General features: G+C 61.5%; 18 protein-coding genes and 2 pseudogenes. 15 read left to right on the top strand and 5 right to left on the bottom strand.

Annotated elements, in window-relative coordinates; all coding sequences use genetic code 11:
- Positions 1-532: 532 nt before the first annotated feature.
- A complete protein-coding gene (locus tag NPS29_RS24545) occupies positions 533-907 on the bottom strand; it encodes a hypothetical protein (RefSeq protein ID WP_274135771.1) in 375 nt (124 codons plus the stop codon).
- Positions 908-1,146: 239 nt separating this feature from the next.
- Here NPS29_RS24545 and NPS29_RS24540 point away from each other — a divergent pair, with 239 nt between their 5' ends.
- From NPS29_RS24540 to NPS29_RS24530, 3 genes are all read left to right on the top strand, one after another.
- The gene (locus tag NPS29_RS24540; protein ID WP_274135770.1) at positions 1,147-2,445 is read left to right on the top strand and encodes a serine/threonine protein kinase; all 1,299 of its coding nucleotides are present in this window, start codon (positions 1,147-1,149) and stop codon (positions 2,443-2,445) included.
- Positions 2,438-3,241, top strand: a complete 804-nt coding sequence (locus NPS29_RS24535; protein WP_274135769.1) for an MlaA family lipoprotein — start codon at positions 2,438-2,440, stop codon at positions 3,239-3,241. The genes NPS29_RS24540 and NPS29_RS24535 overlap by 8 nt, the downstream gene beginning before the upstream one ends.
- A 202-nt stretch (positions 3,242-3,443) precedes the next feature.
- Positions 3,444-4,298: a pirin family protein gene (locus NPS29_RS24530; protein ID WP_274135768.1), complete on the top strand. Its 855-nt coding sequence runs from the start codon at positions 3,444-3,446 to the stop codon at positions 4,296-4,298.
- A 159-nt stretch (positions 4,299-4,457) separates the two neighbouring features.
- Here NPS29_RS24530 and NPS29_RS28965 read toward each other — a convergent pair.
- The 3 genes and pseudogenes from NPS29_RS28965 to NPS29_RS24520 form a co-directional block, all read right to left on the bottom strand.
- Positions 4,458-4,706: pseudogene (locus NPS29_RS28965) on the bottom strand (patatin-like phospholipase family protein); the annotation flags it as partial.
- Positions 4,707-4,774: 68 nt separating this feature from the next.
- Positions 4,775-5,693 (bottom strand): annotated as a pseudogene (locus NPS29_RS24525) (patatin-like phospholipase family protein); the annotation flags it as partial.
- 19 nt (positions 5,694-5,712) lie between these two features.
- Complete coding sequence (locus NPS29_RS24520) at positions 5,713-6,645, bottom strand: lipid A biosynthesis lauroyl acyltransferase (RefSeq protein WP_274135766.1); 933 nt, start codon at positions 6,643-6,645, stop codon at positions 5,713-5,715.
- A 156-nt stretch (positions 6,646-6,801) separates the two neighbouring features.
- On the opposite strand from NPS29_RS24520, the gene minC reads away from it, so the two are divergent.
- The 6 genes from minC (at position 6,802) to NPS29_RS24490 (ending at position 13,538) form a co-directional block, all read left to right on the top strand.
- Complete coding sequence (minC, locus tag NPS29_RS24515) at positions 6,802-7,548, top strand: septum site-determining protein MinC (RefSeq protein ID WP_274135765.1); 747 nt, start codon at positions 6,802-6,804, stop codon at positions 7,546-7,548.
- Positions 7,549-7,747: 199 nt separating this feature from the next.
- The gene (gene minD, locus NPS29_RS24510) at positions 7,748-8,560 is read left to right on the top strand and encodes a septum site-determining protein MinD (RefSeq protein ID WP_081565987.1); all 813 of its coding nucleotides are present in this window, start codon (positions 7,748-7,750) and stop codon (positions 8,558-8,560) included.
- Complete coding sequence (gene minE, locus NPS29_RS24505; protein WP_274135763.1) at positions 8,560-8,814, top strand: cell division topological specificity factor MinE; 255 nt, start codon at positions 8,560-8,562, stop codon at positions 8,812-8,814. The genes minD and minE overlap by 1 nt, the downstream gene beginning before the upstream one ends.
- A 96-nt stretch (positions 8,815-8,910) precedes the next feature.
- Positions 8,911-9,546, top strand: a complete 636-nt coding sequence (locus tag NPS29_RS24500; RefSeq protein WP_274135762.1) for an RluA family pseudouridine synthase — start codon at positions 8,911-8,913, stop codon at positions 9,544-9,546.
- A 301-nt stretch (positions 9,547-9,847) separates the two neighbouring features.
- The gene (locus NPS29_RS24495; RefSeq protein WP_274135761.1) at positions 9,848-11,134 is read left to right on the top strand and encodes a M18 family aminopeptidase; all 1,287 of its coding nucleotides are present in this window, start codon (positions 9,848-9,850) and stop codon (positions 11,132-11,134) included.
- A 217-nt stretch (positions 11,135-11,351) separates the two neighbouring features.
- Positions 11,352-13,538, top strand: a complete 2,187-nt coding sequence (locus NPS29_RS24490; RefSeq protein ID WP_274135760.1) for a mechanosensitive ion channel family protein — start codon at positions 11,352-11,354, stop codon at positions 13,536-13,538.
- A 176-nt stretch (positions 13,539-13,714) separates the two neighbouring features.
- Here NPS29_RS24490 and phnR read toward each other — a convergent pair whose 3' ends face one another.
- Complete coding sequence (phnR, locus tag NPS29_RS24485) at positions 13,715-14,434, bottom strand: phosphonate utilization transcriptional regulator PhnR (protein ID WP_274135759.1); 720 nt, start codon at positions 14,432-14,434, stop codon at positions 13,715-13,717.
- Between the two features lie 386 nt (positions 14,435-14,820).
- Between phnR and NPS29_RS24480 the strand changes: the two genes are divergently transcribed.
- From NPS29_RS24480 to NPS29_RS24455, 6 genes are all read left to right on the top strand, one after another.
- A complete protein-coding gene (locus NPS29_RS24480; protein WP_274135758.1) occupies positions 14,821-15,897 on the top strand; it encodes an ABC transporter substrate-binding protein in 1,077 nt (358 codons plus the stop codon).
- Positions 15,898-16,035: 138 nt separating this feature from the next.
- The gene (locus tag NPS29_RS24475) at positions 16,036-16,842 is read left to right on the top strand and encodes an alkaline phosphatase family protein (protein WP_274135757.1); all 807 of its coding nucleotides are present in this window, start codon (positions 16,036-16,038) and stop codon (positions 16,840-16,842) included.
- Positions 16,839-17,681 carry an ABC transporter permease gene (locus tag NPS29_RS24470; protein WP_274135756.1) on the top strand — a complete coding sequence of 281 codons (843 nt, stop codon included), beginning with the start codon at positions 16,839-16,841 and terminating at the stop codon, positions 17,679-17,681. The genes NPS29_RS24475 and NPS29_RS24470 overlap by 4 nt, the downstream gene beginning before the upstream one ends.
- Positions 17,668-18,465 carry an ABC transporter permease gene (locus NPS29_RS24465; RefSeq protein WP_274135755.1) on the top strand — a complete coding sequence of 266 codons (798 nt, stop codon included), beginning with the start codon at positions 17,668-17,670 and terminating at the stop codon, positions 18,463-18,465. Before NPS29_RS24470 ends, NPS29_RS24465 begins: the two co-directional genes overlap by 14 nt.
- A 1-nt stretch (position 18,466) precedes the next feature.
- Positions 18,467-19,456 carry an ABC transporter ATP-binding protein gene (locus NPS29_RS24460; RefSeq protein WP_274135754.1) on the top strand — a complete coding sequence of 330 codons (990 nt, stop codon included), beginning with the start codon at positions 18,467-18,469 and terminating at the stop codon, positions 19,454-19,456.
- A gap of 137 nt (positions 19,457-19,593) precedes the next feature.
- Complete coding sequence (locus NPS29_RS24455) at positions 19,594-20,247, top strand: HAD family hydrolase (RefSeq protein WP_274135753.1); 654 nt, start codon at positions 19,594-19,596, stop codon at positions 20,245-20,247.
- Positions 20,248-20,400: the final 153 nt, after the last annotated feature.

Here is a 20,400-nt window from a genome sequence, read left to right as displayed (position 1 = left end):
TTTAAAAAGTTGGCACGGCACCTGCTATATCTCCTGCATAACAAGAACAAAATGTGAAAACCCAATAAAAATAAGATGAATCGGCTCTGACATAACAAGAACAACGGTACAGAGACGCAGCCAACTGATTTTTTTGGAGTAGATGTGCTTTGCAGGGGCTTCGGCCTCACCACCCTACAGAGAACAATAAAACTACCTCAAGGTAGCGTCCGAACGGGTTGGGTCTGTCGCGATAGCGAAGTGGACCAAAGCAGATAAGCGCTCAAAAAAATACGTTTGCTCTTGTGTCCCGGATGGGGACCGCCAAAACGCTGTGAAGGGACCGGTTGCCAAAAACAACAACAGACCGCCCTAAAACAATAAGAAAGAGCACGTGCAACGATTTAAAGGGGAGCCTCGGCTCCCCTTTATGCTGTCGGGGATTTAGATAATGCATCTGCCCCCTCCGTAGCAGCACGGCTTGCCGGCGGGAGCAGTGGATCAGCCAAAGATGCATCGCCTGACACGACGCTCCCGCCGGCAAGCCGTGCTGCTACGGGGCCGTATTTGTTCTACGCACCAACCGCAACCCGGCGATGACTACGGCAAACACCGCAAGGCTGGCCGAGTACAGCACCAGCGCCAGCATCCCCAGCAGCAAACCCACCCAGGCAAGGTAGCGGCCAACACGGTTCGGCAAGGCAAACCCGAGCACCGACGCAATCAACGCGCCCCAGCCCAGCACACCGAAGTGAATCAACAGCCCCAGGTTCGAACGCACCGAACATTGCCAGTGCGCAACGGCCTCGTCGGAACAGGCCCCCACCCAACGCACATCCTCCATCAGGCCATAGCGCACGCCATAGCTGGCAGCCAGCCAGAGCGCCAGGGCGAGTAACAGCAATACCTGCGGCAGACGACGGGACACAACACACCCCAAGGGCAAAAAAACGACGCTCAGCATATCCGTAGCAGACAGCGAACGGCATCTGCCTCACATAAAAAGCACAAGCTGACACGCCAAAGGTGCTGGAACCTGTATTGTCGCCTAGGGTCTGTACGGGGATGACTCAAATACGGTGCAAAATGCCACTACGGCACTTTTCGCCCCGTACCCGGGTCATAGCCTGCGTATCTCAACAGCACTTCTTCCCAAGGGATTCAGTCATGCTTCGTTTTTTACGCCTCGCCGCCCTGTCTGGCGGCCTGTTCTTGAGTGCGTCCGTGATGGCGGTCGACGTCGATCCGTCCAGCTATGGCTTCCCTCTGACCAACCCGTTTGAAGCGACCATCGCCACTACGCCTCCGGATCTGCGTGCGAAAGTGCCTGAAGACGCCGATATCGACCAGGACGACTACAGCCTTACCTTGCGCCCGGATCGCGAGTTCACGCTGCCGGACAACTTCTGGGCAGTGAAGAAACTGCGCTATCGCCTGGCCAAGCAGGACAAGCCGGCGCCACTGATCTTCCTGATCGCGGGCACCGGCGCACCGTACAACAGCACACTCAACGAATACCTCAAGCGCCTGTATTACGGAGCCGGGTATAACGTCGTACAGCTTTCGTCGCCGACCAGCTACGACTTCATGAGCGCCGCCTCGCGTTTCGCCACCCCCGGCGTCACCAGCGAAGACGCCGAAGACCTGTACCGGGTCATGCAGGCCGTGCGCGCCCAGCAGAGCAAGCTGCAAGTCACCGAGTATTACCTGACCGGCTACAGCCTCGGCGCGCTGGACGCAGCCTTCGTCAGCAAACTGGACGAGACCCGCCGCAGTTTCAACTTCAAGAAAGTGCTGCTGATCAACCCGCCGGTGAACCTCTACACCTCGATCACCAACCTGGACAAACTGGTGCAGACCGAGGTGAAAGGCATCACCAACAGCACCACCTTCTATGAACTGGTGCTGCAGAAGCTGACCCGCTACTTCCGCGAGAAAGGCTACATCGACCTCAACGACGCGCTGCTCTACGACTTCCAGCAGTCCAAGCAGCACCTGTCCAACGAACAGATGGCGATGCTGATCGGCACCTCGTTCCGTTTCTCGGCTGCCGACATCGCGTTCACCTCCGACCTGATCAACCGCCGTGGCCTGATCACCCCGCCCAAGACGCCGATCAGCGAAGGCACCAGCCTGTCACCGTTCCTCAAGCGAGCCTTGCAGTGCGACTTCGACTGCTACGTGACCGAACAGGTGATCCCGATGTGGCGCGCCCGCACCGACGGTGGCAGCCTGCTGCAACTGGTCGACCAGGTGAGCCTGTATGCACTCAAGGATTACCTGGCCGGCAGCAAGAAGATCGCCGTCATGCACAACGCCGACGACGTGATCCTTGGCCCGGGCGACCTGGGTTTCCTGCGCAAGACCTTTGGCGATCGCCTGACCGTTTACCCGTATGGCGGTCATTGCGGCAACATGAACTATCGCGTCAACAGCGACGCCATGCTGGAGTTCTTCCGTGGCTAAACATCTTTTGCTGACTGCCGCACTGCTCTGCGCAGGCGCTGTTCAAGCCGCCGAGGCACCCATCGTGTCCCAGGCCGCACCCGTCAAGCGCGTGGAAAGCCCGGATGGCTTCACCGAGCCCCTGAAGTCGCTGAAATTCAACCCGGGCCTGGACCAGCAGGAGTTCGAGCGCTCGTCGCTCAACGCCCTCAACGTCTATGACCCGCTGGAATCCTGGAACCGCCGCGTCTACCACTTCAACTACCGTTTCGACGAGTGGGTGTTCCTGCCGGTGGTCAACGGCTACAAATACGTCACGCCAAGTTTCCTGCGCACCGGGGTCAGTAACTTCTTCAGCAACCTGGGCGATGTGCCCAACCTGTTGAACAGCCTGTTGCAATTCAAGGGCAAGCGCTCGATGGAAACCACCGGGCGCCTGATCATCAACACCACCCTGGGGATTGCAGGGCTGTGGGACCCGGCGACCAAGATGGGCCTGCCCAAGCAGAGCGAAGACTTCGGCCAGACCCTGGGCTTCTATGGGGTGCCGGCCGGTCCGTACTTCGTCCTGCCGATTCTCGGCCCGTCGAACTTCCGCGACACCGGTGGCCTGGTGTTCGACTTCACTGCCGAATCGCAGATCAACTTCCTGAACGTGGCTCAGGTCAGCGAGGACCATCCGGAGCTGTACCTGCTGCGCGCCATCGACCGACGCTACACCACCAGCTTCCGCTACGGGCAGATGAACTCGCCGTTCGAGTACGAGAAGGTGCGGTACGTGTACACCGAAGCGCGCAAGTTGCAGATTTCGGAATAACCCCTGTAGGAGCGCGCTTGCCCGCGACGGCGGTGTGTCAGCCGACAGTGATGTCACAGACAGACCGTAATCGCGGGCAAGCGCGCTCCTACAGGCGTAAACCATCTATATTCCTGATAAATACCCCGCAAAAACGTCACCCATTCATCGCTTCAACCCGCATACCATAGGCGCCATTCCCACCTGTTCCGGAGTGAGCCCCATGACTCAATTACGCAAAGTGCTGTCGATCCAGGCCGGTCAACCGACCTCGGACGGTGCTGGCGTCAAGCTGACCCGCGTGTTCGGCGGCCCCGGCGTCGAGGCGTTCGACCCGTTCCTGATGCTCGACGAATTCGGCTCCGACAAACCTGACGACTACATCGCAGGCTTCCCGCCGCACCCCCATCGCGGTTTCGAAACCGTGACCTACATGCTCGAAGGCCGCATGCGCCACGAAGACCACATGGGCAACGTGGGCCTGTTGCAGGGGGGCGGCGTGCAGTGGATGACCGCAGCGCGCGGCGTGATCCACAGCGAAATGCCCGAGCAGGAAGAAGGCGTGATGCGCGGCTTCCAGCTGTGGCTGAATCTGCCGGGCAAGTCGAAGATGGGCGACGCCGGCTACGACGACATCCAGCCCGAGCGCATCCCCAGGATTACCACGCCGGACGGCGTCGAGGTGGTGGTGATCGCCGGCCAGTTCGACGACGGCCAGGTGCAGCAGGCCGGCGTGGTGCAGCGCCCTGACACCGAGCCGCAGTATTTCGACTTGCACATCCCGGCAGGCAAAAACATCAGCCCGATCGTGCCTGAAGGTCATCGCGTGCTGCTGTACGTGTACGAAGGCGAGATCGAGATTGCAGGCCAGCCGCAGAAACTCGGCAAGAGCCGTCTGGCAAGGCTGTCGGAAAGCGGCGAGCTGCAACTGAGCACCGCAACCGGCGCCAAGGTGCTGTTGATCGCCGGCAAGCCCCTGGGCGAGCCGATCGTGCAATACGGCCCGTTCGTGATGAACAGCCGCGAAGAGATCGAACAGGCACTGCGCGATTTTCGGGATGACAAGTTGACTGCTTGATCTTCCGGGACGCACCAATGATCCAATGCTCGGCGAAATACCTGTAGGAGTGAGCTTGCTCGCGATGGCGGTGGGTCTGATAAACATCAATTGACTGACACGCCGTCATCGCGAGCAAGCTCACTCCTACAGGAGCCAGGCGCATCAAACCTCGGCTGTTCAGGCCAACTGCAAGAACCTCATCAACTGCTCCTTCTGGGCCAGCGCATCGCGGCGGCCCAGCTCGATCAGCTCGCTGCAATACCCCGACTCGAACAGCAGATAACTCAGCACCCCTGCCCCGCTGGTCTTGGTCGCGCCCGGCCCGCGCAAAAACGTGCGCAGGGCCGGCGGCAGTTCACGACGGTGGCGCGCGGCGATTTCATCGATAGGCTGGCTGGGAGAAATCACCAACACCTCCACCGGCGCCAGGGATTGCGCAGGCGTCGGCTGTTCGGACACCTGCAGCGACGGCTCAGGCGTCACCGGCATCATGCGGCTGAGCAGGTTGAGTCGCTCCAGCAGTTCGATATCGCTTTCCAGGCTGTCAATGAAGGTGCTGTTGAGCATGTGCCCGCCAATCTGCGCCAGGCTCGGCTGCGCCCCGCTGACTGCCCGCTGCACCGGCGTGTTGGCGCCCAGGCCACGGGGGTTGCCGCTGACGCCCACCACCAGCACCCGATTGGCCCCCAGGTGCAGCGCCGGGCTGATCGGCGCCGACTGACGCACCGCGCCATCGCCGAAGTATTCGTGTTCGAGTTTGACCGGGGCGAACAACAGCGGGATCGCCGAGCTTGCCAGCAGGTGATCCACCGTCAGCCGGGTCGGCAAACCGATGCGCCGATGCCGCAGCCAGGAATCGATGGTGCCGCGCCCCTGATAGAAAGTGACGGCTTGCCCCGATTCATAACCGAATGCGGTGATCGCCACGGCCCGCAGGTGCTGGCCATCGATGGCCTGATCGATGCCTGCCAGGTCCAGACGCTCGGTCAGCAGATCACGCAGGGGCGAGCTGTTGAGCAGCGCCACCGGCACTTGCTTGCGACCGATCCCGAGCAGGCTGCGACCGAAGAAGCGAGCGGCCTGGCGAATCACTCCGGCCCAGTCGCTGCGCAGCACCTGATGGCTGCGAAAGCTCTGCCAGAACAGCGTCAGCTCATGAATGGCAGTACGGAATTCTGCGGCGCCGCTGGCCAGCTTCACCGCGTTGATGGCGCCGGCGGACGTGCCGACAATCACCGGGAACGGGTTTTTCGCACCGATTGGCAACAGGTCCGCAATACCCGCCAGCACCCCGACCTGATAGGCGGCGCGGGCACCGCCTCCCGAGAGAATCAATCCTGTGACCGGTTCGATGCCCACCGGTGACTGTGACGCGCTATTGACTGCTTGTTGTTCTATTGCGCTTGTGGTCATGAAGCCTCGGCTCCCGGTGTCAGCCACGCTTTTTATAGAGTTTCGGCTCGCCCGGCGGTCGGCTCTTGAAGCGTCGGTGCGCCCACAGGTATTGCTCGGGGCACTGGGTGACCGCACGTTCCACCCACTGGTTGATACGAATGCAGTCGGCCTCGTCGCTTTCGCCGGGGAAGTCGGTGAGCGGCGGGTGCAGGACCAGTTGGTAGCCGCTGCCGTCGTCCAGGCGGCGCTGGGTGAACGGCACCACGATGGCGCGGCCCAGGCTTGCGAACTTGCTGGTGGCAGGCACGGTCGCTGCCTGGATACCGAACAGCGGCACGAAGATGCTCTGCTTGGCGCCGTAGTCCTGGTCGGGGGCGTACCAGATGGCGCGGCCCTTGCGCAGTTGCTTGATCATGCCGCGCACGTCCTCGCGCTCCACGGCGATCGAATCCAGGTTGTGCCGCTCGCGGCCACGGCGCTGCACGAAGTCGAACAGCGCGTTCTTGTGCTCGCGGTACATGCCATCGATGGTGTGCTGCTGGCCAAGGAGGGCCGCGCCGATCTCAAGAGTGGTGAAGTGCAACGCCATCAGGATCACGCCCTGCCCTTCGGCCTGGGCTTTTTGCAAATGCTCCAGACCCTCGATGTGCGCCAGCCTGGCCAGACGCTCACGGCTCCACCACCAGCTCATGGCCATCTCGAAGAACGCAACGCCGGTGGAGGCGAAGTTTTCCTTGAGCAGGCGCTTGCGCTCGGCCTTGGAGTACTGCGGGAAACACAGTTCCAGGTTGCGCTTGGCGATTATCCGGCGGTCGGTGGCGAAGTAATACATGATCGCGCCCAACGTGCGACCGATTGCCACCAGCGCACGGAACGGCAACTGCACGATCAGCCAGAGCAAACCCAGCCCCAGCCACAGCGGCCAGTAGCGCGGATGAAGAAAACGGGCTTGAAAACGCGGGCGATCCATTACAGCTTCCATCGGGACAAAGGCGGGCATTCTACATCGTATCGACCCTCCCGGTGGCCTCTCGTCGCCAACGCGGGCACTGCGCCTCCCTTGCGGCTGGCGGGCGTTCTCGTTATAAGTCTCGGCACTTTTAGCGACAAGCCGCTGTATGCCGACATGAGCCAAATCGAATTGCAAGACAAGGATCCCGTGTTCCAACTGAAGGGCAGCATGCTGGCCATCACCGTGCTGGAACTGGGCCGCAACAACCTCGAAGCGCTGGATCGTCAACTGGCGGCCAAGGTCGCCCAGGCGCCGAATTTCTTCAGCAACACCCCGCTGGTGCTGGCGCTGGACAAGCTGCCGCCCAACGAAGGCGCGGTGGATCTGCCGGGCATGATGCGCATCTGTCGCCAGCACGGCCTGCGGACCCTGGCCATCCGCGCCAACCGCATCGAAGACATCGCCGCCGCCATCGCCATCGACCTGCCTGTATTGCCACCATCGGGTGCGCGTGAACGGCCCCTCGATCCGACGGAAGGCGAGGTGAAGAAAAAGCCCGAAGTGATCGAAAAACCGCCCGAGCCGCAGATCAAGCCGACCAAGATAATCACGGCCCCCGTGCGCGGCGGCCAGCAGATTTACGCGCAAGGTTCGGACCTGGTGGTGGTTTCCTCGGTCAGTCCCGGTGCGGAACTTCTGGCCGATGGCAACATCCATGTTTACGGCCCCATGCGGGGTCGGGCCCTGGCGGGGATCAAAGGCGACACCAAAGCGCGGATTTTCTGCCAGCAAATGGCCGCCGAATTGATCTCCATCGCAGGCCAGTACAAGGTTTCCGAAGACTTGCGCCGTGATCCTCTCTGGGGAGCCGGGGTACAGGTCAGTCTGTCCGGGGATGTGTTGAACATCACCCGTCTTTAACGGATACTGCGCCATTTTCCAAGCCACTCTGATTCGTCGCGAAAACGATGCAAAGGGAAAGGAAATCCGCTGATATGTCGGTTTTTCCCGAATCATGAGCCCTGACAGGGTTCCAGGTTTCACTTTTGCTCAGGTTACGCCGCGTCACGAGGGGCCATTCAGGGACTCATTGTCCTTTTTCCTCTAGGGGTGAAACACCTTGGCCAAGATTCTCGTGGTTACATCCGGCAAGGGTGGTGTGGGCAAGACCACCACCAGCGCCGCTATCGGTACCGGCCTCGCTCTGCGCGGCCACAAGACAGTCATCGTCGACTTCGACGTCGGCCTGCGTAACCTGGACCTCATCATGGGTTGCGAGCGTCGCGTGGTGTACGACTTCGTCAACGTGGTCAACGGCGAAGCCAACCTGCAACAGGCCCTGATCAAGGACAAGAAGATCGAAGGCCTGTACGTCCTGGCCGCCAGCCAGACCCGTGACAAGGAAGCGCTGACCAAGGACGGCGTGGAAAAGGTCCTGATGGAGCTCAAGGAATCCTTCGAGTACATCGTCTGCGACTCCCCTGCCGGTATCGAAACGGGCGCTCACCTGGCGATGTACTTCGCTGACGAAGCGATCGTGGTGACCAACCCTGAAGTCTCGTCGGTTCGTGACTCGGACCGGATGCTGGGCCTGCTGGCCAGTAAATCCCGTCGCGCCGAGCGCAACGAAGACCCGATCAAGGAACACCTGCTGCTGACCCGCTACAACCCTGAGCGCGTGAGCAAGGGCGAAATGCTGGGCGTGGAAGACGTCAAGGAAATCCTGGCCGTGACCCTGCTGGGCGTGATTCCAGAATCCCAGGCGGTGCTCAAGGCATCCAACCAGGGCGTGCCGGTCATCCTCGACGACCAGAGCGACGCCGGTCAGGCGTACAGCGATGCCGTCGACCGCCTGCTGGGCAAAGACCGTGAGCACCGCTTCCTGGACGTACAGAAAAAAGGATTTTTCGAACGCCTGTTCGGGGGTAATTAATGAACATTTTTGACTTCTTTCGTGCCAACAAAAAGCAAAGTACCGCGTCGGTCGCGAAAGAGCGTCTACAGATCATCGTGGCGCATGAACGCGGCCAACGCAGTACCCCGGATTACCTGCCTGCCCTGCAGAAGGAGCTGGTCGAAGTGATCCGTAAATACGTCCAGATCGAGGACGATAAAGTGCAGGTTGCCCTGGATAACGAGGGCAGCTATTCGATTCTGGAACTCAACATCACATTGCCTGATCGTTGATTCAAGAAGCGTCGCCACGGCGGCTCGCTTGTCCAGGCCCTTCGCGGGGCCCGGGCGGGCGAGCCGCCGTTGGCGTTTTACGAGGTGTGTTTGTAGATGCCGCTGTCCAATGTTCACATTCTCCATCAGGACGACGCTGTTCTGGTGGTGAACAAACCCACCCTGCTGCTCTCGGTGCCTGGCCGCGCCGACGACAACAAGGACTGCCTGATCACGCGCCTGCAGGAAAACGGCTATCCCGATGCGCTGATCGTGCATCGTCTGGACTGGGAGACGTCGGGGATCATCCTGCTGGCGCGCAACGCCGATGCGCACCGCGAGCTTTCCCGCCAGTTTCATGACCGGGAAACCGAAAAGGCCTACACCGCGCTGGCCTGGGGACAGCCGACACTGGACAGCGGCAGCATCGACCTGCCGCTGCGCTACGACCCGCCGACCAAACCCCGGCATGTGGTCGATCACGAATTCGGCAAACACGCGCTGACGTTCTGGAAGGTGCTGGAGCGTTTCGAGAACCACTGTCGGGTCGAACTGACGCCGATCACCGGCCGTTCGCACCAATTGCGCGTGCACATGCTGTCCATCGGGCACCCTCTGCTGGGAGATGGCCTGTACGCGCATCCGGAGGCGCTGGCGGCGTATCCAAGGCTGTGCCTGCATGCAAGCATGCTGACGTTCACGCATCCCGTAACAAAAGAACGCCTGCGGTTTGAGTGCCCTGCGCCGTTTTGAGGGGTTGGGATCTGTTGGTTTGAGATTGTTACTCTGACGCCCTTCGGGCCTGATCGCGAGCAAGCTCACTCCTACATTTGCTTAAACGCACCATAGCCTGACAGACCGTGTTGTAAGCCTTAAGAGCCTGGCACCAAGGCCACGCGCTCGGTACGTCAGATGCGACGCGTTGCAAAAAATGTAGGAGTGAGCTTGCTCGCGATCAGGCCCGAAGGGCATCAAAGTAAGAGTCTGAAGCCAACCATCTCGCCCCCGCCCGCATACGCCTGTAAACTCCCGCCATTGCTGTCTGGAGTAACTTATGCGCGAAGAGTTGAACCAAGGCCTGATCGATTTCCTCAAGGCCTCTCCCACCCCGTTTCACGCCACCGCAAGCCTGGTGCAGCGCCTGGAAGGTGCCGGTTACCAGCGTCTGGACGAGCGTGATACCTGGCACACCGAAGCCGGTGGCCGCTATTACGTCACCCGCAACGACTCTTCCATCGTCGCCTTCAAGCTGGGCCGTCTTTCTCCGCTGATCGGCGGCATCCGCCTGGTCGGCGCCCACACCGACAGCCCGTGCCTGCGGGTCAAGCCGCAGCCTGAACTGCAGCGCCAGGGCTTCTGGCAGTTGGGCGTGGAAGTCTACGGCGGCGCCCTGCTCGCGCCGTGGTTCGACCGCGACCTGTCGCTGGCCGGCCGCGTGACCTTCCGCCGTGACGGCAAGGTCGAAAGCCAGTTGATCGACTTCAAGCTGCCCATCGCGATCATCCCCAACCTGGCGATCCACCTCAACCGTACCGCCAACGAAGGCTGGCCGATCAACCCGCAGAACGAACTGCCGCCGATCCTGGCCCAGGTCGCAGGCGACGAGCGCGCTGACTTCCGCGCCCTGCTGACCGACCAGCTTGCACGCGAGCATGGCCTGAACGCCGACGTGGTGCTCGATTACGAGCTGAGCTTCTACGACACCCAGAGCGCGGCCGTCATTGGCCTGAACGGCGAATTCATCGCCGGCGCCAGGCTGGACAACCTGCTGTCGTGCTTCGCCGGCCTGCAAGCCCTGCTCAACGCCGACGGCGATGAAACCTGCCTGTTAATCTGCACCGACCACGAAGAAGTCGGTTCGACCTCAGCCTGCGGTGCCGACGGCCCGATGCTGGAACAGGTGCTGCAACGCCTGCTGCCCGGCGACGACTACGTGCGTACCATCCAGAAGTCGCTGCTGATTTCCGCCGACAACGCCCACGGCGTGCACCCCAACTACGCGGAAAAACACGACGGCAACCATGGCCCGAAACTCAACGCGGGCCCGGTCATCAAGGTCAACACCAACCAGCGCTATGCCACCAACAGCGAGACGGCGGGCTTCTTCCGTCATCTGTGCATGGCCGAAGAAGTGCCGGTGCAAAGCTTCGTGGTGCGCACCGACATGGCCTGTGGCTCGACCATCGGCCCGATCACCGCAGGCCATCTGGGCGTGCGCACGGTGGATATCGGCCTGCCGACGTTCGCCATGCACTCGATCCGTGAACTGGCCGGCAGCCAGGATCTGGCGCATCTGGTAAAAGTACTCACCGCGTTCTATGCCAGCGCCGAGTTGCCCTAAGCCGCAGCGCCGAAAGCTTGCTGACCGGCATAACACGATCCCGTAGCAGCACGGCTTGCCGGCGGGGGCGGTGCATCAGTGACAGATGCACCGCCTGACACACCGCTCCCGCCGGCAAGCCGTGCTGCTACGAATCACCTCGCATGCTGAACTGCGCGATGCCGGCCAGTCGGTATCTACACTCACATGGTCCTACTGATTCAAGGTTGACTGCCCGGTGACTGCCCCTTCCCGTTCTAGCGCCCTGTCGCGTCTTTTTCTGATCTGCCTGCTGGCGCTGTTCCCGTTCGCCCTGTCCCAGGCGGCCGGACTGCCGAGCCTGTTGGGCGGCCAGAAAACCCAGCCTCAGGCGCAGGAGCCGTTGGGCCAGTCGCTGGACGAGGTCATCACTTCGCTGGAAAACGACCAGCAACGGGCCAAATTGCTCGAAGACCTGAAAAAACTGCGCGATGCCACCAAGAAAGCCCAGCCCAATGCCGAACAAGGCGTGCTGGGCCTGATTGGCAGCACGCTGTCGGAGTTCGAGAAACAATTCACCGGCGATGACAGCCCGCTGAGCCGCTGGGGCTTCGAGCTGGAGCAGGCCGAGCAGGAACTGATGACGCTGATGCTGCCGGCCAATCAATGGTGGCCGATCATCTTCAGCTTTGCCGTAGTCATCGCGCTGTGGAGCCTGCTGGCCTCGGCGCTGATCTGGCTCAGCCACCGGGTGCGGGTGCGGTTCGGCCTGTCCGAGGAATTGCCGCAACACCCCCGCCCCACCGACATGCTGCGGTTCGCCCTGCGCAAGCTCGGTCCCTGGCTGATCGCGCTGGTCATCACGGTTTACCTGAGCTACTCGCTGCCGCCGTCCCTGGGCCGTGATCTTGCGATGGTACTGGCTTACGCCCTGGTGGTCGGCACCCTGTTCTCGGCGATCTGCGTCATTGCGTTTTCCCTGCTCGATGGCCCCCATCGCCATCAGGCGTTGTACATCCTGCGGCACCAGGCGTTCAGGCCGCTGTGGTGGATCGGCAGCTTTGCCGCCTTCGGCGAGGCCCTGAGCGACCCGCGACTGATCGCAAGCCTGGGCGTGCACCTGGCGCACACCGCCGCGACCCTGGCCAACGTCATGGCCGCGCTGTCCACCGGCTTGTTCGTCATCCGGTTCCGCCGCCCGATTGCCCACCTGATCCGCAACCAGCCACTGGCCCGTCGCCTCAAGCGCCGCGCCTTGAGCGACACCATCGAGATTCTCGGCAGCTTCTGGTTCCTGCCGGCGCTGGTGCTGGTGGGCGTGTCGCTGTTCGCCACCTTTTTCTCGGCCGGCGACACCAGCACGGCACTGCGCCAGTCGCTGATCTGCACGGTGCTGCTGGTGTTGTGCATGGTCATCAACGGCCTGGTGCGGCGCCACTCGCAAAAACCGGCCCACGGCCACAAGCGCCACGCGCTGTACTCGGAGCGGCTGAAAAGCTTCTTCTACACTGTGGCCCACCTGCTGGTGTGGCTGCTGTTCATCGAACTGGGCCTGCGGGTCTGGGGCCTGTCGCTGATCCGCTTCGCCGAGGGCGACGGCCACGACATCAGCGTGCGCGTGATTGGCCTGGCAACCACGCTGATCTTCGCCTGGCTGGTGTGGATCCTTGCTGACACGGGGATTCACCACGCCCTGACCCGCTCGCGCAAAGGCCTGGCCAACGCCCGCGCCCAGACCATGATGCCGCTGATCCGCAACGTGCTGTTCGTGACCATTTTCATCATCGCGGTGATCGTGGCACTGGCGAACATGGGCATGAACGTCACGCCACTGCTGGCCGGTGCCGGTGTGATCGGTCTGGCAATCGGTTTCGGTGCGCAGTCACTGGTGGCGGACCTGATCACCGGCCTGTTCATCATCATCGAAGACTCGCTGGCCATCGATGACTACGTGGACGTCGGCGGGCACTTGGGCACGGTAGAGGGCCTGACCATCCGCACCGTGCGCCTGCGCGACATCGACGGCATCGTGCACACCATCCCGTTCAGCGAGATCAAGAGCATCCAGAACTACTCGCGGGAGTTCGGCTACGCGATCTTCCGGATTGCGATTCCGTCGAACATGAACATCGACGACGCCCTGAAGATGATCCGCGACGTCGGCCAGAAGATGCGCACCGACCCGCTGCAACGGCGCAACATCTGGTCGCCGCTGGAGATTCAGGGTGTGGAGAGCTTCGACTCGGGCAACGCGATCCTGCGCGCCCGCTTCAAGACCGCGCCGATCAAGCAGTGGGAGGTCTCCCGTGCGTTCAACCTGTCGCTCAAACGCTACATGGACGAAGCCGGCATGGACCTGGCCACCCCGCGCCTGAACGTGCAGGTCAGCACCAGCGGCGGCAGCGTGAGCGACCTGCGTGGCAAGAAGGGCGATACGGGTAACTGACCGACACTGATGACCTGTAGGAGCGGGCTCGCCCGCGAAAGGGGCCGATCAGACATCACGGGGGTGTCTGACACACCGCTTTCGCGGGCAAGCCCGCTCCCACAGGTGGAGTTTCATCAGGTAGAGAGCCATCAGGTCGAGCGTTTTCAAGTGGAGTGGTCGCAGGAGTATCGGCATCAGACATCGGCTACGACTGCACTCACATGAATCGCATCATGGCGCCAGTACTCAAGGTCGCAGTCGATCAGCCGGCCGCGCTGGTCGTGGTTGACCCGCGCGATGCGCAACCCCGGGCTGCCAATCGACACCTTCAACGCCCCGGCCGCCTCCACCGGCAGCGCCGTGGGCACCATCTCGAACCGCACCTGGCCGTAACGAATGTCGTAATGCCGGGCGTACAGTTCGGTCAGTGACTGGTTCAGGTCGAAATCGAGAATCTGCGGGAAGAATTCCGGGTTCAGGTAGTGCTCGACATACAGCACCAGTCGCTCGTCGATACGTCGCACGCGGCAGATCTGGATCACGCTGGAAAGCGCAGGCAACTGCAGCAATTCGCAGATCGCGGCCGAGGCCGGCTGCAAACGCGCCGAAATCACCTGGGTCGCCGGCACCCGCCCCTGGGCCTGGACCATCGCATGGAAGTGGCTGCGGCGCATCAAATCATAGGCCAGGCGCGGCGGCGAGATGAACCAGCCCCGGCGTTCCTCGCGATAGATCAGCCCCTGCGCTTCGAGCTGCACCAACGCCTCACGCAATGTAATGCGCGTGGTGTCGAATACTTCACTGAGCTTGCGTTCGGCGGGCAGCTTGCTGCCGGGCGGCAACAGGCCATGCTCGATCTGCTCCTGCAGGGCATTGCAGATCGTGGTCACCGCTCGAGGCATTTCCTGGCGCATTGCGTTACCTATCTGGACTAGACCAGCGCTATCGGAGGGCAAGGTCTGCAACTCTACGGCCCGCTCTGGATGCCTTGGAGCCTAGGCAGACTAGATGACTGTTACGTGACAATCCAGCGTGAAGCGCTTGAAAAATCACACAATAAAAAGAAATTAGCCTTTTCGTATCAGGCACTTGGGCATGGTCTACGCTTACTCCACAGCTCACTCCTGCGCCACACGTCGCCCCGGGAAATGCCGGTCCAGACACGAAAGTGTCATGAGACTGGCCTAACTTGGCTCAGGTATTGCTGATCTAGACCAACCCAATCGCAAGGCGCACTTCCCCGACCCCTTTTCACATAATCGTCGTGAAGTAACGTCGTTCAATACCAAAGGAGCTTCGAATGAAACACCTTTTGCTGGCATCACTCCTGGGTTCGGCCATCGCGCTGAGCACATCGGCCATGGCCGCTGACACCGACCTCAATACCCTGGAAGCCGCGGCCAAGACCGAAGGCGCGATCAACAGTGTGGGCATGCCCGACGATTGGGCGAACTGGAAAGGCACCTGGACCGACCTCACCGCCAAGTACGGCCTGGTGCACATGGACACCGACATGAGCTCGGCCCAGGAAGTGGCCAAGTTCGATGCTGAAAAAGACAACGCCAGCGCCGACATCGGTGACGTCGGCGCCGCCTTCGGCCCTATCGCCGTGACCAAAGGCGTGACCCAGCCGTACAAACCGACCACCTGGGACAAGGTTCCGGACTGGGCCAAGGACAAGGACGGTCACTGGGCGCTGGCCTACACCGGCACCATCGCTTTCATCGTCAACAAGAAGCTGCTGCACGGCTCTGACGTTCCGACCAAATGGGCTGACCTGAAAAGCGGCAAATACAAGGTCACCATCGGTGACGTGAGCACCGCAGCCCAGGCTGCCAACGGTGTCCTGGCCGCCGCCATTGCCATGAAGGGCGATGAAACCAACATCGAACCGGGCCTGCAGCTGTTCACCGAACTTGCCAAGCAGAAGCGCCTGGGCATCAACAACCCGACCATCCAGACCATGGAGAAAGGCGAAGTGGAAGTCGGCATCGTCTGGGACTTCAACGGCCTGAGCTACAAGGCCAAGATGGCCAACCCGGATGACTACGTGGTGCTGATTCCGTCCGACGGCTCGGTCAAGTCGGGCTACACCACCATTATCAACAAATACGCCAAGCACCCGAACGCTGCGAAGCTGACCCGCGAGTACATCTTCAGCGACGAAGGCCAGATCAACCTGGCCAAGGGCAACGCCCGCCCGATCCGCGCCGAAACCGGCCTGAAACTGCCGGAAGACATCGCGAAAAACCTGATCCCGTCCGAGCAGTACGTCAAGGCCAACCCACAGCCGATCAAGAACGCCGACGCCTGGGAAAAAACCTCCAAGGCCCTGCCGCAGAAGTGGAACGAGCAGGTCATCGTAGAGATGCAGTAAACCCAGGTTATCTGGCAACAAATGACCCGTAGCAGCACGGCTTGCCGGCGGGAGCGGCGTATCAGCGATCAATCCATTGCATGACACACCGCCCCGCCGGCAAGCCGTGCTGCTACGGGTACAGCGTCTGGAGCGAGTATGAAACACAACGTCATCCTGATCCTGCTGGACGGCCTCAGCTACAGCGTGGCGCAGCATGCGATGGGCCATCTGCTGGCTTACCGGGCTGCCGGGCGGGCCGCTTTGTACAAGCTGGAATGTGAACTCCCTGCCCTGTCCCGCCCCCTGTACGAATGCATCCTCACTGGCACCGCGCCCATCGACAGCGGCATCGTGCACAACCACGTTTCGCGCCTGTCCAACCAGCGCAGCATCTTTCACTACGCCGCCAGCGCCGGCCTGACCACCGCAGCCGCGGCCTATCACTGGGTCAGCGAACTGTACAACCGTAGCCCCTTCGTGGCCTCGCGGGACCGTCACACCGACGACGTCGACCTGCCCATCCAGCACGGTCATTTCTACTACGTCGATCACTACCCCGATTCCCACCTGTTCGACGATGCCGAACACCTGCGCACCACCCACGCGCCGAATTTCCTGTTCATCCACCCGATGAACATCGATGACGCCGGCCACAAACACGGCCTGGACACCCCGCAGTACCGCAACAGCGCGCGCTCGGCGGACATCATCCTGGCCGAGTACCTGCAACGCTGGCTCGATGCCGGTTATCAGGTACTGGTGACCGCCGACCACGGCATGAACAACGACCGCTCCCACAACGGCATCCTGCCGGAGGAACGCGAAGTGCCGCTGTTCGTCATCGGCGACGCCTTCAGCCTGGACCCCGACGCCCAGCCCCGGCAGACCGAAATCTGCGGCACGGTCTGCGAGCTGCTGGGCGTGGCCCACGACAAACCGGTCTCTGGAGCGCTGCTCAAGTGAGTACTCAAAGCCGCGGCAAAGGGCTGGCCTTGCTATGCCTGATCCCCTTTGTCCTGTTCTTCATCGCGTTTCAACTGGCCCCGCTGGCCTGGGTTGCGATCAACAGCCTGCATTCGGATGCCGGCTGGGGCCTGGACAACTTCGTCAAGGCCTTCAACTCGCGTTTCTACCGCCAGGCCATGCAATTCAGCCTGGAGATCAGTTTCTGGTCGAGCCTGATCGGTATTGTCATCGCCGTCCTGGGCAGCTACTCGTTGCACAAGGTGCCGTCGCGCCTGCGGGATTTCGTCAGCGCCTTCGCCAACATGACCAGCAACTTCTCGGGCGTGCCGCTAGCCTTCGCCTTCATCATCCTCCTGGGATTCAACGGCGCGCTGACGCTGATCCTCAAGCAGGCCGGGATCATCGACGACTTCAACCTGTATTCCAAAACCGGCCTGATCATCCTCTACACCTACTTCCAGATTCCCCTTGGCGTGCTGCTGCTCTACCCCGCCTTCGACGCCTTGCGCGATGACTGGCGCGAGTCGGCCTCGCTGCTGGGCGCCAGTAACTGGGATTTCTGGCGGCACATCGGCATTCCAGTGCTGACCCCTGCCCTGCTGGGCACCTTCGTGATCCTGCTGGCGAACGCCCTGGGTGCCTACGCGACGGTTTATGCGCTGACCACCGGCAACTTCAACGTGTTGCCGATCCGCATCGCCGCCATGGTCGCCGGTGACATCACCCTTGACCCGAACATGGCCAGCGCCCTGGCGATGATCCTGGTGGGCATGATGACCCTGGTCACCGTGGTGCATCAGTGGCTGTTGAAGAGGAGCTACCATGTCTCGCGCTGAACGCGGCCCGGTCGGGCTCTATCACCGTGTGGTGGTGTACGTACTGTTTCTGATCCTGCTGGCGCCCTTGCTGGGCACCTTCATCTACTCCATCGCCACCAGTTGGTCGGCGACGATCCTGCCCAGCGGCCTGACCTACAAATGGTATTTGGCGTTGTGGAGCGACCCGCGCTTCCTGATCGCTTTCGGCCAGTCGCTGCTGGTGTGCGTGGGCGCACTGATCCTGTCGGTGGTGCTGATCCTGCCGCTGCTGTTCGTGGTGCACTACCACTTCCCCAAGCTCGACGCACTGATGAACATCCTGATCCTGCTGCCCTTCGCGGTGCCGCCGGTGGTGTCCTCGGTCGGCCTGTTGCAGCTGTATGGTTCAGGCCCCTTGGCGATGGTCGGCACGCCGTGGATCCTGATCGGCTGTTACTTCACCATTGCCTTGCCGTTCATGTACCGGGCCATCACCAACAACCTGCAGGCGATCAACCTGGTGGACCTGATGGACGCCGCGCAACTGCTCGGCGCCAGCACCTTTCAGGCGGCGTTCCTGGTGGTGCTGCCCAACCTGCGCAAGGGCCTGATGATCGCCCTGCTGCTGTCGTTCTCTTTCCTGTTCGGCGAGTTCGTGTTCGCCAACCTGCTGGTGGGCACGCGCTACGAAACGCTGCAGGTGTACCTCAACAACATGCGCAACAGCAGCGGCCACTTCAACAGCGCGCTGGTGATCTCCTATTTCTTCTTCGTACTGCTGCTGACCTGGGCGGCCAACCGACTGAACAAGGACAAAGACTGATATGAGCTTCGTCAGTGTCGAAAACCTGCAAAAGAACTACGCCAGCACAGCAGTCTTCAGCGACATCAATTGCGTGATCAACAAGGGCGAATTCGTCACCCTGCTGGGCCCGTCCGGCTGCGGCAAATCCACCCTGCTGCGCTGCATCGCGGGGCTGACGTCGGTCACCCGCGGCAAGATCTTTCTCGACGGCAAGGACATTGTCCCGATGTCGCCGCAAAAACGCGGCATCGGCATGGTGTTCCAGAGCTATGCGCTGTTTCCCAACATGAACGTGGAGCAGAACGTCGCGTTCGGCCTGCGCATGCAGAAGGTCAGCGCCGACGAAACGAAGCAGCGCGTGGCCGAAGTGCTGAAGCTGGTCGAGCTGAACGAATTTGCCAAGCGCTACCCGCATCAGTTGTCGGGCGGTCAGTGCCAGCGTGTCGCGCTGGCGCGTTCGCTGGTCACTCGCCCTCGCTTGCTGCTGCTCGATGAGCCGCTGTCGGCGCTGGACGCACGGATTCGCAAGCACCTGCGCGAGCAGATCCGCGCCATTCAGCAGGAACTGGGCCTGACCACGATTTTCGTGACCCACGATCAGGAAGAAGCCCTGACCATGTCCGACCGCATCTTCCTGATGAACCAGGGCCGGATCGTCCAGAGCGGCGACGCCGAAACCCTCTACACCGCCCCGGCGGACGCCTTCGCGGCGGGTTTCATCGGCAACTACAACCTGCTGGAAGCCGACGACGCCAGCCGCCTGATGCAGCGCCCGATCAACAGCCGCGTGGCGATCCGCCCCGAAGCCATACAGCTCAGCCTGACCGGCTCGCTCGAAGGCCAGGTGCGCAGTCACAGTCTACTGGGCAACGTGATCCGCTATCGCGTTGAAGCGCACGGCGTCGAACTGGTGGTAGACGTACTCAACCGCTCCGCCGCCGACTTGCACCCGAACGGACAACGGGTCACCCTGAACATCGAAGCGTCGGCACTCTGCGAAGTCGCGTGAAGCAGCGACAAGCTACAAGTTGCAAGCCGCAAGCTAGAAGCCGGATCACCGCAGCTCCTTCTTGCAGCTTGCAGCTCGAAGCTTGTAGCTGCGCGCCGCACCCCGACAGAACTAACACTCAATGAATGAGAGCGCGCATGGCTTTAGCAATTTTCGACCTGGACGAAACCCTGATTCACGGCGACTGCGCCAGCCTGTGGAGCGAGCAGATGGGCCGTCTGGGGTGGGTCGATCCTGAGTCGTTCCTCAAGAAGGACCATGAGCTGATGCAGGCCTACGGCCGAGGCGAGCTGGCCATGGAAGACTACATGGCCTTCAGCCTGGAGCCGATGATCGGTCGCACGCCCGAAGAGGTGGATTTTCTGGTCGGGCCCTGGGTCGAGGACTACATCGAACCGATCATTTTCAGCGACGCCACCAGGGCCATCGCCGAACACCGCGCCAACGGCGACCGCATCCTCATCATCTCCGCCTCCGGCGTGCACCTGGTGCAAGCGATTGCCGAGCGCATCGGCGTTGACGAAGTGCTGGCCATCGATCTGGAAGTCGCCCACGGCGTCTACAGCGGCAAGACTACAGGCGTGCTGACCTACCGCGAAGGCAAGATCACCCGTCTGCTGGAATGGCTGGATCAGGAAGAGGAAAACCTTGAAGGCGCAAGTTTCTACTCGGACTCACGCAACGACCTGCCGCTGCTGCAGAAGGTGGATTTCCCCCACGTGGTGAATCCGGATGAAGCCTTGCGCGAAGTGGCCGAAAAAGCCGGATGGCCGATTCATAGCTGGAAATAATCACCCACCCCGGCTGACACACAAAACCTGTAGGAGTGAGCTTGCTCGCGATGCGTCCGTTCAGCCACAGCCGTGCTGGCTGAGACACCGACCCGTAGCAGCACGGCTTGCCGGCGGGGGCGTCCTCAAGATCGCCCCGCCGGAGATCGGAAG

The sequence above is a fragment of the Pseudomonas putida genome, assembly GCF_028682175.1.
In the GTDB taxonomy this organism is placed as follows: Bacteria; Pseudomonadota; Gammaproteobacteria; order Pseudomonadales; family Pseudomonadaceae; genus Aquipseudomonas; species Aquipseudomonas putida_AD.
The sequence above is the reverse complement of the archived record's forward strand: the minus strand, read 5'-3'. Positions and strand labels throughout refer to the sequence as shown.